This window comes from Micromonospora sp. NPDC005324 (genome assembly GCF_040607155.1).
Lineage (GTDB): Bacteria > Actinomycetota > Actinomycetes > Mycobacteriales > Micromonosporaceae > Micromonospora > Micromonospora trifolii.
This window is the reverse complement of the sequence record NZ_JBEXGE010000011.1, coordinates 1-19,343: the sequence shown is the minus strand read 5'-3', so window position 1 is coordinate 19,343 and position 19,343 is coordinate 1. Positions and strand designations below refer to the sequence as shown.

The window sequence follows — 19,343 nt, the reverse complement described above, 5'->3', positions numbered from 1 at the left end:
ACGTCGACATCGACAGGAGGCTTCGTGCAGACCGGTTCGGCCACCGATCAACAGCAGTCCACCGCCGCCACGGCGAACGACGAGACCTGGCGGATCCGGCGCACGGCGGCCGACGTCGACCGACTCGGCGAGACCGAGTCGATCTTCGCGTTGAGCAACGGGTGGATCGGCTGGCGCGGGGTGCTCGACGAGGGTGCCCCGTGCGGGATGCCGGGCAGTTACGTCAGTGGCTTCCACGAGCGGCGCGAGCTGAGCTATCCCGAGGAGGGGTACGCGTTTCCGCCGACCAGCGACACCGTCATCAGCGCACCGAACGCCGCGCTGATCCGGCTCTGGGTCGACGACGAGCCGTTGGATCTCCGGACCGGGACGCTGCGCAGCCATGAACGGGTGCTCGACCTGCGTACCGGCGTGTTGCGCCGGGAGACCGAGTGGATTTCACCGGCCGGGCGGGGCGTACGCATCCGCAGCACCCGGTTGGTGTCCCTGCCGCGTCGCCCGGTGGCCGCCGTCCGGTACGAGGTCGAGCCGTTGGACGCCGCCGTCGAGCTGCGGGTCTGCTCGGATCTGCTGGCCAACGAGAAGGTGCCGGAGCGTTCGGACGACCCTCGGGCCGCCTCGGTGCCCACCGACCCGCTGACCGCCGAGACGTACCGGGCGACCGGCCTCGACGGCGTGCTGGTGCACCGCACCGAGCGCAGCGGTCAGCGCGTCGCGGTCGCGGTCAGTCACCTGGTGGAGGGGCCGGGCACGGTGAGCAGCACCGGTGACTGCACAGCGGACCGGGTACGGCTGACCGTGACGGGTCGCCTGCACCCGGGGGAGCGGTTGCGGCTGACGAAGTTCGCCGCCTACGAGTGGTCGGCGGTCGACGCGACGCCCGCCGACGGGTTGGCCGCCCTGGTCGCCGCCGAGGCGGACGCGGCGCGCGCGGACGGGTTCGACGCCCTGCTCACCGACCAGCGCGCCGCCCTGGACGCAGCCTGGCAGGTCGCCGACGTGCAGCTCGACGGCGATCCGGAGCTTCAGCAGGCCGTCCGGTTCGCGATGTTCCACCTGATCCAGGCCGGTCGCCCGGACTCCGACCGGACCATCTCGGCCAAGGGGTTGACCGGCAACGGCTACGACGGGCACGTCCTCTGGGACACCGAGAGTTACGTCCTGCCGGTGCTCACCTACCTGGCCCCGGCGGTGGCCCGCTCGGCGTTGCGGTGGCGGCACGCCCACCTGCCCGAGGCCCGGGAACGGGCCGCCGAACTGCGGTTGACCGGCGCGACCTTTCCGTGGCGCACCATCGGCGGCCGGGAAAGCTCCGGTTACTGGCCGGCGGGCACCGCCGCGCTGCACGTCAACGCCGACATCGCCGACGCGGTGCTGCGCTACCTGGCGGCCACCGACGACCAGGGGTTCCTGGCCGAGGCGGGGCTGGAACTGCTGGTGGAGACCGCCCGGCTCTGGCACGGCTTCGGCCACTGGTCGGGCGAGGGCGACTTCCACCTGCACGGGGTGACCGGCCCGGACGAGTACGCGGCGCTGGTCGACGACAACGTCTTCACCAACCTGATGGCGAAGCGCAATCTGCGCGGCGCGGCGGACGCCGCCGAGGGGCATCCCGAACTGGCCGGCCGGCTCGGCGTGGACCGCGACGAGGTGGCCGGCTGGCGAGCCGCCGCCGACGCGATGGCCATCCCGTACGACAGCGAGCGTGGGGTGCACCAGCAGGCCGCCGGGTTCACCGAACAGCCCGAGTGGGACTTCGCGAACACCGGCGACGACGACTACCCGCTGCTGCTGCACTTCCCGTACCTGGAGCTGTACCGCAAGCAGGTGGTGAAGCAGGCCGATCTGGTGCTGGCCATGCAGCTCTGCCCCGGTGAGTTCAGCGCCGACGAGAAGGCCCGCAACCTGGCCTACTACCAGGCCCGCACGGTCCGCGACTCGTCGCTGTCGGCGGCCCCGCAGGCCGTGCTGGCCGCCGAGGTCGGGCACCTGGATCTGGCGTACGACCTGTTCGCCGAGTCGGTCCTTCAGGACCTGGCCGACCTGGGCGACAAGACCGCCGACGGGCTGCACCTGGCCTCGCTGGCCGGCGCGTGGCTGGCGCTGGTGCAGGGCTTCGGTGGGCTGCGCGACGACCGCGGGGTGCTCTCCTTCGACCCCCGGCTGCCGCGCCGGATCGACCGGCTGGCGTTCAGCCTGCGCTGGCGCGGCCACCGGTTGCGGGTCACGTTGACCCCGGCCGAGGCCCGCTACGAGCTGCCCGACGCCGCCGGAGATGCCGAGGTCGAGCTGTGGCACCACGGCGAGTCGCTGCGGGTCACCGGCGCCGAACCGGTCACCCGGCCGATGCCGCCGGTGCCCGACCCCGGCCCGGAGCCGCCCTCCCCGCCCGGCCGCCGCCCCACCCGCCGCTCAGCCGACTGAGCCCGCTGCCGCCTCAGGTCGGCGCGAGACCGCCGGCCATCCGCTCGCGGACGGCCTCCAGCTCCTCGAAGGCGTACGCCCAGTTGTGGCACTTGAAGCTGCGTAGACCGTCGATCGCCGTGTGACAGTCGGAGCAGCGCACCCCGGCGATGGCGTCCGGGATCTCGGTGTTGACGTACTTGCGCTCGCCCAGGATGACCGTGGCGATCATGGCCTTGTCGTGCAGGCCGGAGAGCGCCGACGAGACGATGTCGTACCAGGTGACCCGTCGGCGGCACTTCGGGCAGTCGGGTTCGTCGCCGCTGACCCAGAGCGGGGCGCCGATGCTGCGCGCAGGCATGCCGAGCAGTTTCTCCAGCCGCCGGACGTCCGACTCGGGGGTGGTCCAGCGGTGTCGGCCGGGCAGTGATGCGGGCGAGTCGTACACGGCGCGGAACAGGTCATGGTCGACCTGCACGGTCTCGCGCTGAGCGGTCATCGGCGTCCCTCCTCGTTGAGTCGGTGCCCCCACCGTGGTCAGCGGTGACCATGGGCGCAGCCGGATCAACGACACGAGGGGTCAGCGGGTCGTCGTCCCGCAGCTGACCGCTTTCGCCTCCGGCGGCCGGCCTCGGGTGGTACGACGGACGCAGGGCGTGCGCCGGCGGGAGGAGCGCCGATGGCGAGCAGACCCGAACGCCTGCTGCGGGGCGACGACTCGCCGCTGAGCGCCTCGTTCCTGGAGCTGTTCTTCGACCTGGCGTTCGTGCTCGCCCTCAGTCAGCTGGCCACCCACCTGCTGCACGACCTCAGTCTGGGCGGCGCACTGCACACCGCCCTGCTGTTGGCCGGGGTCTGGTGGATCTGGGTGACCACCACCTGGTTCGCCCACTGGTACGACCCGGAGAGCCCGGCGGTGCGCTGGCTGCTGGTCGGTGCCGCGCTGGGCAGCCTGCTGGCCGGGGTGGCGATCCCGCAGGCGTTGGACGGGCGGGGCCTGCTCTTCGCCAGCGCGTACGTCTCGGTGCATGTCGCCCGGGGTGTGTTCACCGTCCTGGCACTACGCGGCCACCCGCGGCAGAGCCGGGCGCTGCGCATCCTCTGCTGGTTCAGCGTGTCGGCCGTACCGTGGGTGGCCGGTGGGTTTCTGCCGCAGTGGCGGGTGCCGCTCTGGTTGCTCGCCCTCGCCATCGATCTCACCGGCCCACGACTCGGCTGGCCCACTCCACTGATGGGCCGGACCGGGCCGCAGGAGTTGCATCTGGCCGGTGAGCACTTCGCCGAGCGCTACCAACAAATCATGATCATTGCGCTCGGCGAGCTCGTCCTGGTGGCCGGCCTCTCGTACGCCGGAAGCGACCTCGCCCTCGCGCAGACCGCCGCGTTCCTGCTGGTCTTCGCCGCCGCGGTGCTGATCGGTCTGCTCTACGTCACGCCTGCCGGCCAGCGCCTCGGCCCGGCCATCGAGCACTCCGACCCGTCCCGACTCGGGGTCATCACCGGATACCTGCACCTGGTGATGATCGCCGGGCTGGTGGTCACCGCCGTCGGCGCCGAACTGAGCATCGCCCACCCCCTGCGGGCCGGTGACACGACAGCGGTCCTGGTCATCCTGAGCGGCCCGATGCTGTTCCTCGTCGGGCGGATCCTCTTCTCGGCGGCGATCCACCGGCGACTCTCCTGGCCCCGGGTCGCAGCCCTGTTCGTGCTGGCCGGCGCGGCGGCCGTCGTGCGGCTGCCGCTGTTGGCGGTCAGTGCGGTCGCCACCGGGGTGGTGCTCGTGGTGGTCGTCCTGGACCACGCCGGCATCGGCTCCTACCGGCACCGATCTGGCGCGTAGTCGAGAAGCCTGACTAAAGTCAGGTATATGGACTCGGATCTCATCGCCGCCGTGCGGCGGTTCAACCGGACGGTCACCCAACGGGTGGGTGCGCTCGACGACGAGTACATGGCCCAGGGGCGCCCGCTGGGGCAGGCGCGGCTGCTCTGGGAGATCGGCCCCGCCGGTGCCGAGGTCGCCGCGCTACGGGCCCGGCTCGGCCTGGACTCCGGACACCTCAGCCGACTCCTGCGCATCCTGGAGAACGACGGCCTCATCGCCGTCGGACCAGCCGACCAGACCGGCGCCGACGGCCGGGTACGCGTCGCCACGCTCACCGACGCCGGCCGGGCCCAGTGGGCAGACCTCGACCAGCGGTCGGACGATCTCGCCGCCTCGATCCTCGAACCGCTGACCGGTGACCGTCGTGAACGACTCGTCGCCGCCATGGCGGAGGTCGAACGGCTGCTCATGGGCTCGATGGTCGTCATCGAGCCGTGCCCGCCGAGCGACCCGCGAGCCCGTGCGTGCCTGCGGGCCTACGTCCGCGACATCGCACGACGATTCGACGGCGGGTTCGACCCCGACCTGAGCAAACCGCTCCCCGACGAAGCGCTCGTCCCGCCCAACGGGGTGCTCCTGCTCGCCACCCTCAACAGCGAACCGATCGGCTGCGGCGCTGTCAAACTCCACAGCGACGCGTCCGCAGAGATCAAACGCGTCTGGGTGGCCGACACCGTACGCGGGCTCGGCGTCGGGCGGCGGCTGCTGGGCGAGTTGGAACGGTACGCCGCCGAGCGCGGCGCGACAGCGGTTCGGCTGGACACCAACCGCAACCTCACCGAGGCGATCGCCCTGTACCGGGCGACCGGTTACCGGGAGATCGAGGCGTACAACACCGAGCACTACGCCCACCACTGGTTCGAGAAGCAGTTCAGGCGGTGAGGCGCGACGCGGCGCTGGCGAAGGATCGGATGAGTTCCGTCTCGCTGCCGGTACGCCAGATGAGCCCCCACCGGCCCGGCGGGGCGTCGTGGATGGGCACGTAGGCGATGTCCGGCCGCGCGTGGTAGCGGGCGGCCTGGGCGTGCACCGGCGAGACGGCTTCGCCCGTGACGAGGATCGGGATCATCTCCTGGAAGTTGGAGACCGACGGGCCGATCGGGATCAACCGTCCGCTGGGTGTGCGTACGGGCACCAGGATCTCCCGCCAGTAGTCCGGCCGGGCACCGCCCATGACCGTCTCGTCCGCAAGGTCCTCGTAGGAGACCGATTCCCGGCCGGCCAGCCGGTGGGTTGCCCCGACGGCCAGCACGATGGGTTCGGTGTAGATCACCGGGCCGACGGTGAGGTCCGGCTCCTTGACGGGCAGCCACACGATCTGCACGTCGATGTCGCCGGCGCGCAGTTGACCGAAGGGGTCGCCGAAGTCGACATGTCGGAGCTGCACCTCGCACTCGGGGTGGTCCTTCGCGAACCCGTCGAACAACTCGCGAAAATCATGGAGGTTGACGGCGATCGACCCGACCCGCAGCACCCCGGTCCTGCCGCGGGCGGCGAGCCTGGCCCGGTCCATGCCCTCGTGCAGACCTCGGTACATGGGCTGAATGTCGTTGAAGAGCCGTTGGCCGATCGGTGTGAGTGCCACCTGCCGGTTGTTCCGCTCGAACAGCGCAGCGCCGATCCGACGTTCCTGCTTCTTGATCGCCTGGCTGACCCGGGCCTGGGTCACGTGCAGCCGTTCGGCGGTGCGGGTGAAGTGCAGTTCCTCCGCCAGGGTCAGAAAGATCTCGATGTCGCGGAGTTCCATGTGCTGTTCCCGATCCACGTATTAGCGAAGGGTTATGGCACGTTACCAATTGTGATCTTGTAGCCCGGTGCCACGCCCGGCAGGCTGATGACACCCCTGTAACGAGGAGATCGTCGTGCGCAAGCTCGTGTATTACATCGCCGCCACCCTGGACGGCTTCATCGCCGGCCCCGACGGCGCCGACCCCACCGGCCCCGACGGCTTCTGGCCCGTCCCGGACGACTACCTGCACCACCTCGTCAGCGAATACCCGGAGACCCTCCCCGGTCCGGCCCGGCAGGCGTTCGGCATCACCGACCAGGGCAGCCGGTTCGACACAGTGCTGGAGGGGCGCCACTCCTACGAGGTGGGCCTGAAGGCCGGCGTGACCGACGCCTACCCGCACCTGCGCCACCTGGTGTTCTCCCGCACGCTGGGCAGCAGCCCGGACCCGGCCGTCGAGGTCATCGGCCAAGACCCCATTGCGACGGTACGAGAGCTGAAGCGCCACGACGGCAAGGACGTCTGGGTGATCGGTGGCGGCGCGCTGGCCGGTGCCCTCTACCCCGAGATCGACCAACTGATCATCAAGCTTGCCCCGTTGACAATCGGCGCCGGCATCCCGCTCTTCGGCCGCGACGCCGTCTTCGCACCACGCACCTGGCGCCTGACCGACCACACCGTCCTGGACAGTGGCGCTCTCTTCCTCACCTACACGCGCACACAGACCGGAAACGAGTCCGCATGAGCACGTCCCACGACGACGTCACGATCCGTCCCATCACCGGGCCGGACGAGATCGACCTGTTCAACCGTCTCCCGTACACCATCAACCACGAACTCTCCGACGACCTCGCCGGCCACCGTCGCCGACCGGAGTGGATGTGGGTGGCAGTGCGCGGCGACCGCCTGCTGGCCAGGGTCGCCTGGTGGGGCCGTGGCGACGACGACGCTCCGCTGCTGCTGGACATCCTCGACGTCGACGACACCACCGAGGACCTGACCGAGGTGGCGCAGGCGTTGTACGAGACCGCCGCGAAGCAGGTTCTGGCACCCGGCGCGGTCCCTCCCGAGTACGGCCGTTTCATCCCTGCTAACTGGCGCGAGGACCCGGACGCGCACCGGGCGGTGCGACTGAGGATGGGCGTCCTGGAGAACACCGGCGCACACCTGACTGTCGAACGGCTACGCCTGGAGTGGAAGCCGGCCGCCGGCGTACCCGCGCCCGACAAGCGCCTGGTCTTCCGTCCGGTCGGCGACACCGACGAGCTGGTCGCACTGATGACCCGGGCCCTGGACGGCACCCTGGACGCGCACAGTCGCGCCGACCTCGCGCGGATGTCCCCCCACGAGGCCGCCGTCATGCACTACGAGCAGGAGTTCGCCGCGTACTCCAGCCCGCGGGAGTGGTGGCGGATCGGCACCCTGGGCGAGGACGGCGAGCCCGTCGGCTTCGTCGTCCCCGCCCGTAACGCCTACCACCCGGTGATCGCGTACCTCGGCGTCGTGCCGGAGCACCGCGGCCACGGGTACGTCGACGGTCTGCTCGCCGAGGGCACCCGCGTTCTGGCCGGCGAGAACGTGCCACGCATCCGTGCCGCCACCGACCTGGACAACGTCCCGATGGCGAACGCCTTCGCCCGCGCCGGTTACGTCAACTTCGAGCGCGCCATCAACATGGCCTGGTAGCCGCCGGGTCGGGGTCAGCGCGGTCGCCACCACGGTGGCGCTCGTGGTGGTCGTCCTGGACCACGCCGGCATCGGCTCCTACCGCCATCGATCCGGTGCGTAGTCCGAGGGTATCGACAGGTGTCCTCAGCAGGAACCGCCTGTTCGGAGGGGCCCAGCCGAGTCCGTTCATGGTGCCTGGCCTCCTCCGAAGTGGTCCGGTCCGGCCAGGCAGGCCGGACCGGACCGGACCTCAGTCGGCGACCACCGTCAGGACCAGTGGACCGCCAGGAACCGGGTTGCCGCCGTTCGGGTAACCCCACGAGCTGTTGTTACCGGCCTCGTCACTCAGCGAGAAGCCGATCGTGTACTGCCCCGGGTTCATCCGGCCCGTCGACACGGCCAGGTGGAGGACGCCGGTGCCGTCGTCGTGCTGACCGCCGTACATACCGCCCTGCGAAACTCCGTCACTGTCGTAGATCGTCGCGCTGAACCCCGAGATCGCGGCGAACTCGTCGACCTCGACCGTGACGTCGAAGCCGAGGCCCCATGCGTCCTCGGTCTCCTGCTGCGTCCACGTCGCCTTGGACACCTTCGCCGACAGCACGACCGGTGCCTTCTCGTCGGGCACCCGGGAGATGGTGAGCCCAAGATCGGGAGCGCCGTAGACAGTGCCGTAGAACGCGACGTTGCCCGCACCGTCGGTCAGCTTGACCCCGTCGATCTTGCAGGAGCTGGTCCAGGACGACTGCATAACGATTTCCACCGAAACCGAACCATCGTCACCCACTACCGGCGTGTGCGACGGCTGCGAGCACCAGGACAGGTCGACGTCGACGGAGGCCAGGCCGCCGACCGCGCCGTGCGGCATGAAGGTGAGCGCCGACGATGCCGGCCCGCGCCAGTTGTTCACCTGCGTCGGGGCGAGAGCGAAGTCCGAAGCACTGACCACGTCGTTGCGACTCACCTGGACCGGAGCCGGTCCCTCCGGCGAGGTGTCCGCCCGGGTGTTGCCCCAGCTGTCAGTCAGGTCGAGCCGGGCAACCCGCCACGTGCCGGACGGCGAGCCGGCCGGCACGGCGATCGAGACCGGACAGGTCAGCCAGGCCGGGTCGTAGACCGACTCGCCGTTGCAGGACCACTGCGAACCGCTCTGGGTGAGCTGGAACGTGGAGCTCAACCGCCTCCCTCCCGGGCCGGCCAGCGTGATCTTGCCCTGCTTGAAGGCAGACTCGTCCACGATCTGCGCCTGGTAGCGCAACGTCACCCCGGATCCGTCGTCGAAGAAGCCGCGCGGCTGGTCGAAGTCGAAGTAGAGCTGCTCGGCGACCGGCCCCTGGCTGTCGACGAGCTGGGTCACCGCCAGCGCCGCCGGGCCCGGGTCGCGCACCGTGCGGGCATGAGCGACGTCGTCGGCGATGGTCACCTTGGTCACCCGCCAGACCGTCTCAGCGGCGGACGAGTAGCGCGGCACCAGGAAGTCGTAGGAGTACGAGGACTGCTGTGCTGTCCCGGAGCCTCTGACCTGCGCCCGGCCCCAGTCCAGCTCGTAGGTGACAGTGCGGGGCTGACCGACCTGTTGGCCATCGACAAACTGGCGCAGTTCCACCACACCGTTGATCCGCTCAGCCTTGGCGGTCCGATTGGTGATCGTCCAACTGAGGTTGGCCACGGCAGAGTCCTGCGTGACGTCGACCTGGGTACGGTCGAAGGCGATCGACGCGATCTCGAGGACCGGACCGGCGGCCGGCGCCGCCAGGGCCGGTGTGGAAATTGACAGGGCCATTGCGGCAGCTGTCACGGTCGCGGCAAGCGCGCCGAGACGCCAAGGCTTCATCTACTCTCCCCGTTTCGACAGGATTCCTAACTGGATACGCGCTGAGAATAGCCAGGGGATACAACAGGAATTTGTCGGAGGCACGTGGCGATCAATCGACTGTTTTGCGCTGCCTCGCGCGCTCTTCGGCTGTTTTATCCGGCACCAGGACTTCTCGTCGGCCCGGTCAACCCTTCACCGCGCCCGCGGTGAGCCCTTCGGTCAGGAAGCGCTGCCCGAGGGCGTACATGATCACCACGGGGATGCTGACGAGCAGCGACGCCGCGGCGAGTTGCCCTTGCGGCACGACGTCCCCGGCGATCATCGATTGCATCCCCACCGGGAGCGTCTTGTACTCGTCCTTCGTGATGAACACGAAGGCGAAGAGGAACTCGTTCCAGGCGTTGGTCAGGGTGAAGAGCGCGACAGCCAGTAGGCCTGGCTTGGCCAGCGGCAGCACCACCCTTCCGAACGCCTGGATGCGGCTGCAACCGTCGACCAGCGCGGCCTCCTCCAACTCGATGGGGATCGACGAGAAGTACCCCACCAGCAGCCAGGTGGCGAACGGCAGCGTGAAGGTCGGGTACGTCACCACCAGGGACCACAACGAGTCGGTGAGCCGGGCGCCGATGAGCATCTGGTACAGCGGGATGAACAGCAGCGCGCCCGGCATCACGTAGGTGAGCAGCACCGTGACGGTGAAGCCCTGCGCCCCGCGGAACCGCAGTCGGGCCAGCGCGTAGCCCGCCAGGGCGGCGCAGACCAGTGCCACAGCGGTCGACGCCGCGGACACCAGCAGGGTGTTGAGGTACCAGCGGCCGAACGGCTGGTTGTCGAACAGGGCGCCGAACTGCTCAAGCGTCCACGGCGTCGGCCACAGGTCGTCGGTACGCATGACGACCTGGCCCTCGGACTTGAAGGCCGTGACGGCGATCCAGTACAGCGGGCCCAGCACGAAGAAGAGCAACCCGGCCAGCGCGGCCCAGGAACCCAGGCCCGACACCACCGACGACGACCGGCGACCGCCTCGGGACTGAAGGGTCGAGACCACCCGGCCGACCCCCACTGCGATCAGCAGGATCACGCCGAGGACCACCGCCGCCTTCCAGAAGATCTGCGGTGACGCCCAGGCCAGCAGGCCGGTGACCAGCGCGGCGACGACCCACGGCAGGGCCTTCCGGGCCGTCCCGGCCCACGGTCGTGTCCCGATCCACAGCGCTCTCCGGCGTGGCCGGGGCAGTTTGATGGCGGTGTCCTGGCGCAACAACCGGACCAGGACGAACACCAGCCCGCCGATGATCGGCAGCATGACGAGCGTGACCGCAGCGCCCGCACCGTACTGGAGTTGCAGGATCGCCTTCGAGTAGGCGATGAGCACGTACGGCGCGGTCACGTCGCCCGGGCCGCCCTGCGTCAGCAACCAGACGAGGTCGAAGTTGTTGAACGTCCAGATCGACGACAGGGTCACCGTCACGGTGATCACGTGGCGCAGTCCGGGCAGAGTCACGTTTCTGAACCGCTGCCACGCCGAGGCGCCGTCGATGGTCGCCGCCTCGTAGAGGTCCGCCGGTATGGCCTTCAACCCCGCCAGGAAACAGACGGTGAAGAACGGCACTCCCTTCCAGACGTTGACGAGGATCACCGACGGCATGGCCAGCGACGTGTCGGACAGCCAGCCCGCCGGCCAGCTGTCGACCAGGTGCGCGCTGGCCAGCAGCGGCCCGATCCCGGTAGCGGTGAGCAGCGTGTTGACGCTGCCGAAGATCGGGTCGAGCAGCGCGCGCCAGCTGAACGCCGTCACCACCGTGGGCACCACCCACGGCACCAGGAGCAGCCCGGCGAGCACGGCCCGCCCGCGGCGTCGATGGTGCAGCAGCAGGGCCGCGGCCAACCCCAGCACGACCTTGAAGATCTCGGCGTACGCGGTGAAGACGAACGAGTTCACCACGCCCGTGTGGAACTGATCGTCGCCGACGAGCGCGAGATAGTTGTCCAGGCCGACGAACACGCTGTCCTGCCCGTGCCGTTCCGTGGTGCTGGTGACGATCGACCGGGCGATCGGCACGAGAACGAGCCCGCCGACCAGCACGGCCATCGGTGCCAGGAACAGTGCCGCCAGCCGCCAGTCACGACCCAGCCGCCGCTGGACCGCCGTGAGGGAGCCAGGCCCCGACGGCGGGGATTTCCTCGCCGCCGGGACCCGCGCAGGACGGACAGACCTCACTGCGGCAGCCCCTGCTGGTTGAAGATCTGCACCATCTTCGCGTGGGCGGCCGTCACGGCCTGCGCCGGCGCCGCTCCCTGCACGACCTGCTGCATCATGTCGGTGAGGACGTAGGCCGAACCCACCGCCTGCTGGCCCGCGCTGGCCTTCTGCGGGAAGGCCAGGCCGTTCTTCGTGTTCAGCGGCAGCTTCAGTTCGGTGATCCTGCGCAGCATGGGGAAAGCCGCGTCGCCGCTGGTGAAGAACGGGTCGGCGTCCCAGACCTTCTCCCAGGCGGGCATCACCAGGCCGGGCGCCTCCTTCGCCACGCCGAGCAGCGCGGGCGCGCTGACCAGGTACTGCGCCAGGAGCTTGGCGAGCGCCGGGTTCTTGGCACCCTTGAAGACGACGAAGCCCTGCGACTGGCCGAGCAGCAGGGGATTGTCGGTCGCCGGCCCGATGCAGTCGGAGAACACGTGGGTGTTCGCGTGCACCGGGTTCTTCTTGGTCCGGGAGTCCGCGTAGACGCTGAACTGGTTGCGGGTGTAACCGAGGATCCCGGCGAGCCAGTTCTCGTTGTTGCTGGTGTCGGTCCAACTCGCGATCCCCGGCGGCAACATCGGCTTGTACCTGGAGTTGGTGTAGATGTCGCCGAGGAAGGCCACCGCCTGCACCGTCTCCGGGGTGTTGAAGGTGACCTTCCGGCCGTCGTTGGAGGCGATCGACCCGCCGTAGGCATTGATCAGCGCCTCGATCATTCCGTTGCCGTCACCGGACCGATTCACAGTCATGCCCCAGCCGAACCGGCGCTTGGCCGGATCGGAGATCTCCAGGCACAGGTCCCGCAGCTCCTCCCAGCTGTAGATGTCCTTGGGGGAGATGCCCTTGTCCTGCATCCAGTCCTTGCGCAGGAACGACCCGATCCCGATGAAGTGGTACGGGATGGCGAACCACCTGCCGTCGAAGACGCAGAAGTTCTTGGCCTCGGCGCAGGGCTCGCCGTACTTGGCGGTCAGCGCCTGGACGACGTCGGTCACGTCCTCCAGGTCGCCCAGCGCCTGGAACTGCGCGACGAACCGCGAGTCGGTCATGAACGCCAGGTCGCGGGCCACCCCGCCCTTGACCTCGGCGTCGATCTTGGCCACCACGTCGCCGGCGTCGGCCTGGACCAGACTGTTCTCGATCTTCGTCCCGGTGGTGCCGGCGAACTTCTTGATCGAGCTGTCAAGGGCTTCGTTCGCCGCCGTCGAATAGAGCTTCTGCGACAGCATGCCCATCGAGGAGCCCTTCATCGCCGCCGCGGCGTCGATCAGCTCCTGCGGAACCTCCGGCTGCACCCTGCTGGGCGATTCGGAGCTGTCCCCGCACGCGGCCAGACCGGCCGCGCCGAGCACCCCCACCCCCATTCCCAGAAAGCCGCGCCGGGACCACACCGAGTCGTCCTCCATGGACATTCGCCTCCTTCATCTCCCCGCGCACGGCTGCACGCCGAAGGCATAGCTGGCGGACACCGCGACGGTCGTGTTCGAGTTGGTTCCGGCCGGCGACCACCGAGGGTCGCCCCGTCGAGATCAGTGCGTCGGTGGGTCGCCACGGTGGCGAGTGGGCCCGCCCGTCACCGTGGGACGTCCACGTCCGCGCGCTTCGTCGGAGCCACCCGAGACATGTCGGGTGCCGCTCGTCGGATGGCGCGACGGGTCGAGGCGATCGGCGACCGGGCCGAGGCAGTAGCGCCGGACGTTCCAGTTCGGTCGGGTCACGGGACCACCGCCGTTCGAGATTTCGAACTAGGTTCGATATACCGCATCGAGTGGTCGCGACGCTAGAACAGCGCGAAGAGCAACGTCAATGTTTCGATGTTGTTTCGAACCGAAAGTGGGAGGCTGCCTACCGAGGCTGCGCCCGGTAGCCCATGCGAGCCGACAACGTGGCCGCCCCCTCGCGTACCAACCCGGTCCACTCCACCTGCACCTGAGGCGCCCAACGGATGATCGGCGCGGACATGCTCATCCCAGCGATTATGGCGCCGGTATGGTCCCGGATCGCCGCGGCGACGCAGCGCATCGCAGTGTCCGACTCGCCGATGTCGACAGCGACGCCCTCCACCCGGACCCGGTCCAGATGTTCACGAAGTAGATCCGGATCGGTGATGCTGTCCGGCGTCATGCCCGGCAGGGGGTCCTTCAGCAGGACGGCATCCAGGTCCGCCTCATCGAGAGCCGACAGCAGCACCTTGCCGACGGCCGTGCAGTGCGCGGGCAGCCGCAGCCCGACCCCGGAAACCATCCGAACGGGGTGGGTGCTGTCGAACTTGACGAGGTAGATGACATCGGCGCCGTCGAGCACCGCCACATGAACTGCCTCGTCGCACGCAGCGGCCACGTCCCGCGCCACGCCCTGCGCCTCGCGTACCAGATCAAGCCGGCCCGCAAACGCCGCGCCCAACTGGAACAGCGGCATGCCGAGCCGATACTGCACCGGCTGACCCGGTATAGAGATCAGGTACGCGCGAGCCTCAAGCGTCACGAGCAGTTCGTGGACAGTCGTGCGGGGCAGATCGAGTCGCTCCATCACCTGGCGAGCCGACAGTTGGGGGCAGTCCAGGAACAGTTCGAGGACGTCGAGTGCGCGGATGACCGCCGGTACCACACGGGGCATGTCGATAGTCCCTTCGCAGCGCCGGACCCGTGTCAACGATCTCCACACGGGCCAGCACCTGAAGAGGATATCTACGTCGGCCCTTGGCGCCAGGTGCCGGACTCGTCGTCGATGGGGGCGGCCCTCGACACGTTGGCTGCTCCGGGACGACTGGACGCTGCCGTCAATGGCCGTGGCGGCTGCGCTGGTCTTGAAATTCCTGTCGTCCAGGCGTCGTCCGCTGGCGTTCGACCAAGTCGTACGCGTCGTCACCCGGTTGGTCACCACACCCTGCCTGCCGTGCGTCGGCCCACCTTGAAGATCGCGAATAAGATCCTGCGGATGAAGCCGCAGGTGGTCATGCTGGACCTGGGAGTTATTCCGTCGCCGTCCGGATCGGGTGAACTGTTGCTCGTCGACGGGCGTAGTTGCCGCCTGGTCTTCGTGCCGATGCGGGAAGCAGGGACGCCGCGAGTGGCAATGGCAACCTTCACTGCACTGTCAGCGTGAGAATCGGATTGATCGATACGGGTCGGTGCGTTGTCGCCCGACGGAGGAACACGAAGCGTTCGGACTGTGGCCGGCGCGATGCCGGCGTTGCCTGGTGTTGCCCCCTGCATCGGGCACGGATCGGGCACTTGATCGAGGCCGCCGTCGCCCGGGTGAGAGGCTGAGCGCGTGGGGCTGGACAAGGAGATAGCGGCAGGGTTTGCCGATGCGCGCCTGGTTGAATGGCAACGCTTCGGCTATGGCGAGTGGCGCGCGATGCTCGACGACAAGGATGTACGCCAGGTCGTCGGCGAGGACGGCAAGCGGTACAGTGTGGTCAGCTATGCGCTTGATGACGGCGACGGTCGAATCCGTATGTCGGTGGCCGTGGATGACGGGACCTGGTCGGCGCTCGTGCCGCTGGTGCGAGACCAGATCATGAATCCGGATGGCACGTTCGTCGAGTGACTGCTTCGGTGTAAACGAACGCTGGGTCTGGCTGCACCAGTTTCGACGCATGTGGTGACCTGTGGAGCAGGTCCGCCAACGTCCACGGTTGTCCGGCAGTGTGCGTACCGGTCGTCACTCTGGTGATACGACCGGTGTTCCGGTCGACGGCGGTGCCTTGCCTGCTACGACCACGACCGACGACGACCCGCTCTACGCCGCGTAGGCCCGGAACGGCCGACGCCCCTTGTTACTCCAGTCCGCTACCGGTCGACGTAGTGGTACCGGCAGGCGACAATCTCGACGTCGTCCTTGCTGATCCGATACACCAGCCGGTGTTCGCGATCGATCCGGCGGGACCAAAAGCCGGACAACTCTCCCCGCAGGGGTTCCGGTTTGCCGATTCCCTCGTATCCGTTGCGCATCACGTCCGCGATGAGGTCGTTGATGCGCTTGACCAGCTTTCGATCTGTGTGACTAAGGTACTGATTCCAAGCCGTCGCGGTGAAGACCAGCCTCACGCGACGTCCCGGATGCTGTCTGGGTCGACCAGATCCCGCTCGGCCGTGTTGCCCTGCTCAAGCTCGGCGATCGATTGGCGCAAAGCCGCGGCGTTGCTCGGGCTGCGGAGAAGGTACTCGGTTTCCTTCATCGACTCGTACTCGGCGAGCGACACGATCACCACGGGCTCGTGTCCCGACCGGGTCACCACTACCTCTTCCGCGTCGTTGATGACGCTGTCAAGTTCAGCGGCCAGGTTCTGCCGTAGTTGGGTGAAGTTCACGGTCCGCATAACCACCTCCAGGTTCAGTACAGAAAACTGTACCTTAGGTGGGGCTCCTTCTCACTCCTGACCGACGTGGCGGTGCACGGGCGCTGCTATACGAGCCAAGATCATGGCCCGAACGATCCCTGAGGGGGCCGTTGACCTGTGGAGGAGTGGGCCGCCAGGGACTCGAACCCTGAACCTATGGATTAAAAGTGCCCAGGGTGTGACAAAAAGCTATGAAGCCTTTCTGTCGTCGTGACCTTGGCTTGCCGTCCGAGTAACGGCAGTGCTGTCCCGTTGTGTCCGCGCTGGTCCAGGGCCTGGTTGCGGTGTACGACGCGGCGGTGTGCGGCCCGCCTCGTGGTGATGTCCGGGGTTGCGGGATGGGTCCGTCCTGGGTTGGGGACGTCCGAGCACCCGGCGAGCGGGCCATCGGTGGTACGACGCGGCTCCGCCCGTCTCCTTGAGCCGATCGTCTGCCCCTCTGGCGAGCCCAAGGGGATCGACAGGACTGGGACGAAATTGAGGCGCGGCGTTGATCTTCGCTGGCCATACTGGTGCCCATGAAGCTCTGCACGGCCTGATGATCCTCACTCACATGCGCTGTTCCCACCAGGGGGCATGAGGATGGGCCCAAAGGTCAGGCAGGGTTCGACTCAGGAAGAGCTGGTCGGTCGCATCCACGAGGCGGCGCAGTTCGCGGGCTGCCCGACGAGGCATTGATTGCAGGGCGATCTCCAGTACTTCCCGATAGGCCAGCGTGCAGCCGCAGGGGCATTCACCGAAGTCGTCCACAAGGCGGGCTGCCGGACCGCGTGCGATGCCGGTCCAGTGTTGTAGCGCCTCGCCGATGTCGCCGGGCCGTAGTCGGTTGTCTCGGCGCTCCAGCCGGACGATGTCGGCGACCACTTTGCCCGAGATCCCGTGAAGATGGGCATGTGACTCGCGTGTGTGGCGCCGAGGGGGTCGAGCGGCACGTAGTGCCGCTGGCCGTCTACCCGGCACGAGCCTTTCGATGTGCAGCAGTCATGGCGAGAGTATAGGTCGGGTTGCGTGGGCAGAGCGGCGGTCGAGTCGCGGGTCTGGATCGTGTGGGACTTCAGATGGGGTCTGCCGGCCCGGGTGGGCCGGCAGACAAAGATGGTGTGCGTGACCGATGTGGAGATCTTGATCAGGCAGGTGTGGAGCCCGGACGTCCGGCCGCTAGCCGAGGAGGCGTGGCGTTGCTACAACGCGGGCGCCATCCGTGCATGTATCGCCTCGACTTGGACGGCGGTCACCGCCGATATCATTACCAAGCTCGTGCGGATGGCCGACGACGGCGATAACCAAGCGGTGCCTTTCCGCACGACCTTGACCGAGGCCCAGAGCAAGGGGTTGAGCAAGGATGGCGTGCGGGCCATGCAGGCGCTTGAGGCGACGCTGCTGGATAAGGCCAGTGAGTTCGAGCTGATTGACTCGATCGGCGTGCGGGAACTGGAGCGCATCCGCGAGGACCGCAATCTGTGTGTACACCCGTCGCTGCGTGCCCTCGGCGACGTCTACGAGCCCCGCCCGGAAGTCGCCCGCGGCCACCTAGCCGTCGCGTTGACCACGCTACTCACCCACCCTCCGACCCAGGGCCGCAAGGTAATCGAGGAGTTCTCCACCTACATCTGCGACCCGTTGTTCGTGTCGACGCTTCCACACATTCAGGCCACCTTTTTCGACCGCGTCCGCACCGCGACCCGTTCCACGATCGTCACCTTCGCCGCCAAGCACGCGCTACTCGAACTCGATCCCGCTGGCCTGATGGCTGCCGTCGAGCACGCCGATCGGATGGCCGTGGCGTTGCTCGCCTTCGCGCAACGCGACCGGGAACTGGTCCGTACGGCGGTCGCCGGCCAGAGTGAACGATTCCAGGTGCTCGACGGCGCCACGCAGCTGCGGGCACTCGTACGGCTCGGGGACCAGGACTTCTTCTGGAGTAGTGTGGACCAAGCCCTGGTCACCCGCTTGCAGGGCCTGATACGCGTGCCGGTCACTCTCTCGGAATGGGAACCGCTCCCGGCCGAGATCACTGCGGCTATCGCATTGGTTCGCAGCCCGTTCGCACGCGAGCGGCTGCCGATGTTGGAGAACCAGTTCGCGATGCTCTCGTGGACGCAGCGCCTGTTCGTGGCTGGAGCGCGACCTGACCCATACTTCTTACCTGCGGTGATCCAGCTCGTCCAGGAGGCGGCGAGCTTTCGCTTCGGCGAACAGGCTGGCCGGGTTCTCGTCCAGCATGCCCCGTTCCTGACCCTCGAGACGCTGCGCACCGTGCTGGTCGCCTGGTCCAGCAACGAGCAGTGCCGTCGAGCCTCCGAGATGACCACTCTCGCGGTCCACCTGCTCCAAGGAACCACGCACCTCGGCCCGACGCGGGCCCCGGTGTTCGGCGAGTTCCTGACCAATGTCCGAGCGATCGAAGGGACCAGTGACTACTACAGCTACCCTGCGCTGGAGCAAGCCCTGAGCAACGTCGGGTACAACCCGTCCGTGTAGATGTCTCGATACGCAGGAGGGCTCTCCGGCCTCGAAGAGCCCTCCTCGGGTGAGAGCGAATCCGCTCAGGCAGCCTTGGCCGTCTGGATCGTGATCGATCGGCCGGCGGGGACCACCACCGTGATGTGCTGGTCCTCGCCCAGGATCATCACCACGTCGTCGAGCACGGCGCGGCTGCCCGAGTCGGTCTTCTCGACCGGCACGTCGCCGCCGGCGACTACGGCGGTCTCGACGTACTTCACCGGCCAGGCGTCCCCCTGCCGCCCCCACGGGGCGGCAGGGGTGGGCTGGTCGATCAGGTGCGCCCAGGTGGTCGAGGGCGACCCGGCGAAGGTGACCTTCTTGTCGGCACCTCTGCTGTGCCCGGTGATGTCGTACGTCGCCACCACTTTGTTCTCGAAGACGGCCGCGAGAACATCGCAGAACTTCAGCTTCTCGTCCGCGATCGGCCAGAACCCCAGCACGGCGTCGTCCTGGGTCATGCGGCCTTCCTGGACCAACGGCCAGGTCTTGTTGACGTGAACTACGATCATCGCATCTACAAATGAGTTCACGACCATCTGGCTGTGGTCGACCAGCAGAAGGTTACGCCCTTAGTACTGCAACGGCAGTTGGTCAGGGGTAGCCGTGTCGTCGGTAGTGGCAGGTTCGGGCTTGGTGTTGGCGTCGTCGGCGCCATCGGGACCAGGCCCAGACGTGCTCGGGTGGGTGGGTTGATCGCACTGTAAGTGCGGTGAGCAGTCTTCGGATCTCCGGTACGGTGTAGCCGATCATCAT

At 68.1% G+C, this 19,343-nt stretch carries 18 protein-coding genes; 8 read left to right on the top strand and 10 right to left on the bottom strand.

Going from position 1 to position 19,343, the window contains the following annotated elements; genetic code table 11:
• The first annotated feature begins 24 nt into the window (after positions 1-24).
• The gene (locus ABZS40_RS13975; RefSeq protein WP_354943660.1) at positions 25-2,424 is read left to right on the top strand and encodes a glycosyl hydrolase family 65 protein; all 2,400 of its coding nucleotides are present in this window, start codon (positions 25-27) and stop codon (positions 2,422-2,424) included.
• A 13-nt stretch (positions 2,425-2,437) separates the two neighbouring features.
• Here ABZS40_RS13975 and ABZS40_RS13970 read toward each other — a convergent pair whose 3' ends face one another.
• Positions 2,438-2,902, bottom strand: coding sequence for a hypothetical protein (locus ABZS40_RS13970; protein WP_354943659.1), 465 nt, complete (start codon positions 2,900-2,902; stop codon positions 2,438-2,440).
• A gap of 180 nt (positions 2,903-3,082) precedes the next feature.
• Here ABZS40_RS13970 and ABZS40_RS13965 point away from each other — a divergent pair, with 180 nt between their 5' ends.
• Positions 3,083-4,243: a low temperature requirement protein A gene (locus ABZS40_RS13965; protein WP_354943658.1), complete on the top strand. Its 1,161-nt coding sequence runs from the start codon at positions 3,083-3,085 to the stop codon at positions 4,241-4,243.
• A 27-nt stretch (positions 4,244-4,270) separates the two neighbouring features.
• Positions 4,271-5,167, top strand: a complete 897-nt coding sequence (locus ABZS40_RS13960; protein ID WP_354943657.1) for a helix-turn-helix domain-containing GNAT family N-acetyltransferase — start codon at positions 4,271-4,273, stop codon at positions 5,165-5,167.
• Here ABZS40_RS13960 and ABZS40_RS13955 read toward each other — a convergent pair.
• Entirely contained in the window at positions 5,157-6,032 is an 876-nt protein-coding gene (locus tag ABZS40_RS13955) for a LysR family transcriptional regulator (RefSeq protein ID WP_354943656.1), read from the bottom strand. The two genes, ABZS40_RS13960 and ABZS40_RS13955, sit on opposite strands and share 11 nt — an antisense overlap.
• 115 nt (positions 6,033-6,147) lie before the next feature.
• Here ABZS40_RS13955 and ABZS40_RS13950 point away from each other — a divergent pair, with 115 nt between their 5' ends.
• Together ABZS40_RS13950 and ABZS40_RS13945 are read left to right on the top strand one after the other, a co-directional pair.
• Positions 6,148-6,759 carry a dihydrofolate reductase family protein gene (locus ABZS40_RS13950; RefSeq protein WP_354943655.1) on the top strand — a complete coding sequence of 204 codons (612 nt, stop codon included), beginning with the start codon at positions 6,148-6,150 and terminating at the stop codon, positions 6,757-6,759.
• Positions 6,756-7,700, top strand: coding sequence for a GNAT family N-acetyltransferase (locus ABZS40_RS13945; protein ID WP_354943654.1), 945 nt, complete (start codon positions 6,756-6,758; stop codon positions 7,698-7,700). Before ABZS40_RS13950 ends, ABZS40_RS13945 begins: the two co-directional genes overlap by 4 nt.
• A gap of 232 nt (positions 7,701-7,932) precedes the next feature.
• Here the strand turns inward: ABZS40_RS13945 and ABZS40_RS13940 are convergent, their stop codons facing one another.
• The 4 genes from ABZS40_RS13940 to ABZS40_RS13925 all read right to left on the bottom strand — a co-directional run bounded on the left by ABZS40_RS13940 (position 7,933) and on the right by ABZS40_RS13925 (position 14,356).
• Positions 7,933-9,516 (bottom strand): hypothetical protein, encoded by a 1,584-nt coding sequence (locus ABZS40_RS13940; RefSeq protein WP_354943653.1) that lies wholly within the window; start codon positions 9,514-9,516, stop codon positions 7,933-7,935.
• A gap of 166 nt (positions 9,517-9,682) precedes the next feature.
• Positions 9,683-11,590, bottom strand: coding sequence for an ABC transporter permease subunit (locus ABZS40_RS13935; protein WP_354943652.1), 1,908 nt, complete (start codon positions 11,588-11,590; stop codon positions 9,683-9,685).
• A gap of 125 nt (positions 11,591-11,715) precedes the next feature.
• Positions 11,716-13,152, bottom strand: a complete 1,437-nt coding sequence (locus tag ABZS40_RS13930) for an extracellular solute-binding protein (protein WP_354943651.1) — start codon at positions 13,150-13,152, stop codon at positions 11,716-11,718.
• A 433-nt stretch (positions 13,153-13,585) separates the two neighbouring features.
• Positions 13,586-14,356 carry an IclR family transcriptional regulator gene (locus ABZS40_RS13925; RefSeq protein ID WP_354943650.1) on the bottom strand — a complete coding sequence of 257 codons (771 nt, stop codon included), beginning with the start codon at positions 14,354-14,356 and terminating at the stop codon, positions 13,586-13,588.
• A gap of 279 nt (positions 14,357-14,635) precedes the next feature.
• Here ABZS40_RS13925 and ABZS40_RS13920 point away from each other — a divergent pair, with 279 nt between their 5' ends.
• A complete protein-coding gene (locus tag ABZS40_RS13920) occupies positions 14,636-14,845 on the top strand; it encodes a hypothetical protein (RefSeq protein ID WP_354943649.1) in 210 nt (69 codons plus the stop codon).
• A gap of 168 nt (positions 14,846-15,013) precedes the next feature.
• Entirely contained in the window at positions 15,014-15,292 is a 279-nt protein-coding gene (locus ABZS40_RS13915) for a hypothetical protein (protein WP_354943648.1), read from the top strand.
• 242 nt (positions 15,293-15,534) lie between these two features.
• Here the strand turns inward: ABZS40_RS13915 and ABZS40_RS13910 are convergent, their stop codons facing one another.
• The 3 genes from ABZS40_RS13910 to ABZS40_RS13900 all read right to left on the bottom strand — a co-directional run bounded on the left by ABZS40_RS13910 (position 15,535) and on the right by ABZS40_RS13900 (position 16,949).
• A complete protein-coding gene (locus tag ABZS40_RS13910) occupies positions 15,535-15,792 on the bottom strand; it encodes a Txe/YoeB family addiction module toxin (RefSeq protein WP_354943647.1) in 258 nt (85 codons plus the stop codon).
• On the bottom strand, positions 15,789-16,064 hold the full coding sequence (locus ABZS40_RS13905; protein ID WP_354943646.1) for a type II toxin-antitoxin system prevent-host-death family antitoxin: 276 nt from the start codon (positions 16,062-16,064) through the stop codon (positions 15,789-15,791). Before ABZS40_RS13905 ends, ABZS40_RS13910 begins: the two co-directional genes overlap by 4 nt.
• 570 nt (positions 16,065-16,634) lie before the next feature.
• Positions 16,635-16,949 (bottom strand): hypothetical protein, encoded by a 315-nt coding sequence (locus tag ABZS40_RS13900; protein WP_354943645.1) that lies wholly within the window; start codon positions 16,947-16,949, stop codon positions 16,635-16,637.
• Between the two features lie 240 nt (positions 16,950-17,189).
• Here ABZS40_RS13900 and ABZS40_RS13895 point away from each other — a divergent pair, with 240 nt between their 5' ends.
• On the top strand, positions 17,190-18,566 hold the full coding sequence (locus ABZS40_RS13895) for a hypothetical protein (RefSeq protein WP_354943644.1): 1,377 nt from the start codon (positions 17,190-17,192) through the stop codon (positions 18,564-18,566).
• A 65-nt stretch (positions 18,567-18,631) separates the two neighbouring features.
• Here the strand turns inward: ABZS40_RS13895 and ABZS40_RS13890 are convergent, their stop codons facing one another.
• On the bottom strand, positions 18,632-19,048 hold the full coding sequence (locus ABZS40_RS13890; protein WP_354943643.1) for a hypothetical protein: 417 nt from the start codon (positions 19,046-19,048) through the stop codon (positions 18,632-18,634).
• Positions 19,049-19,343 lie beyond the last annotated feature (295 nt).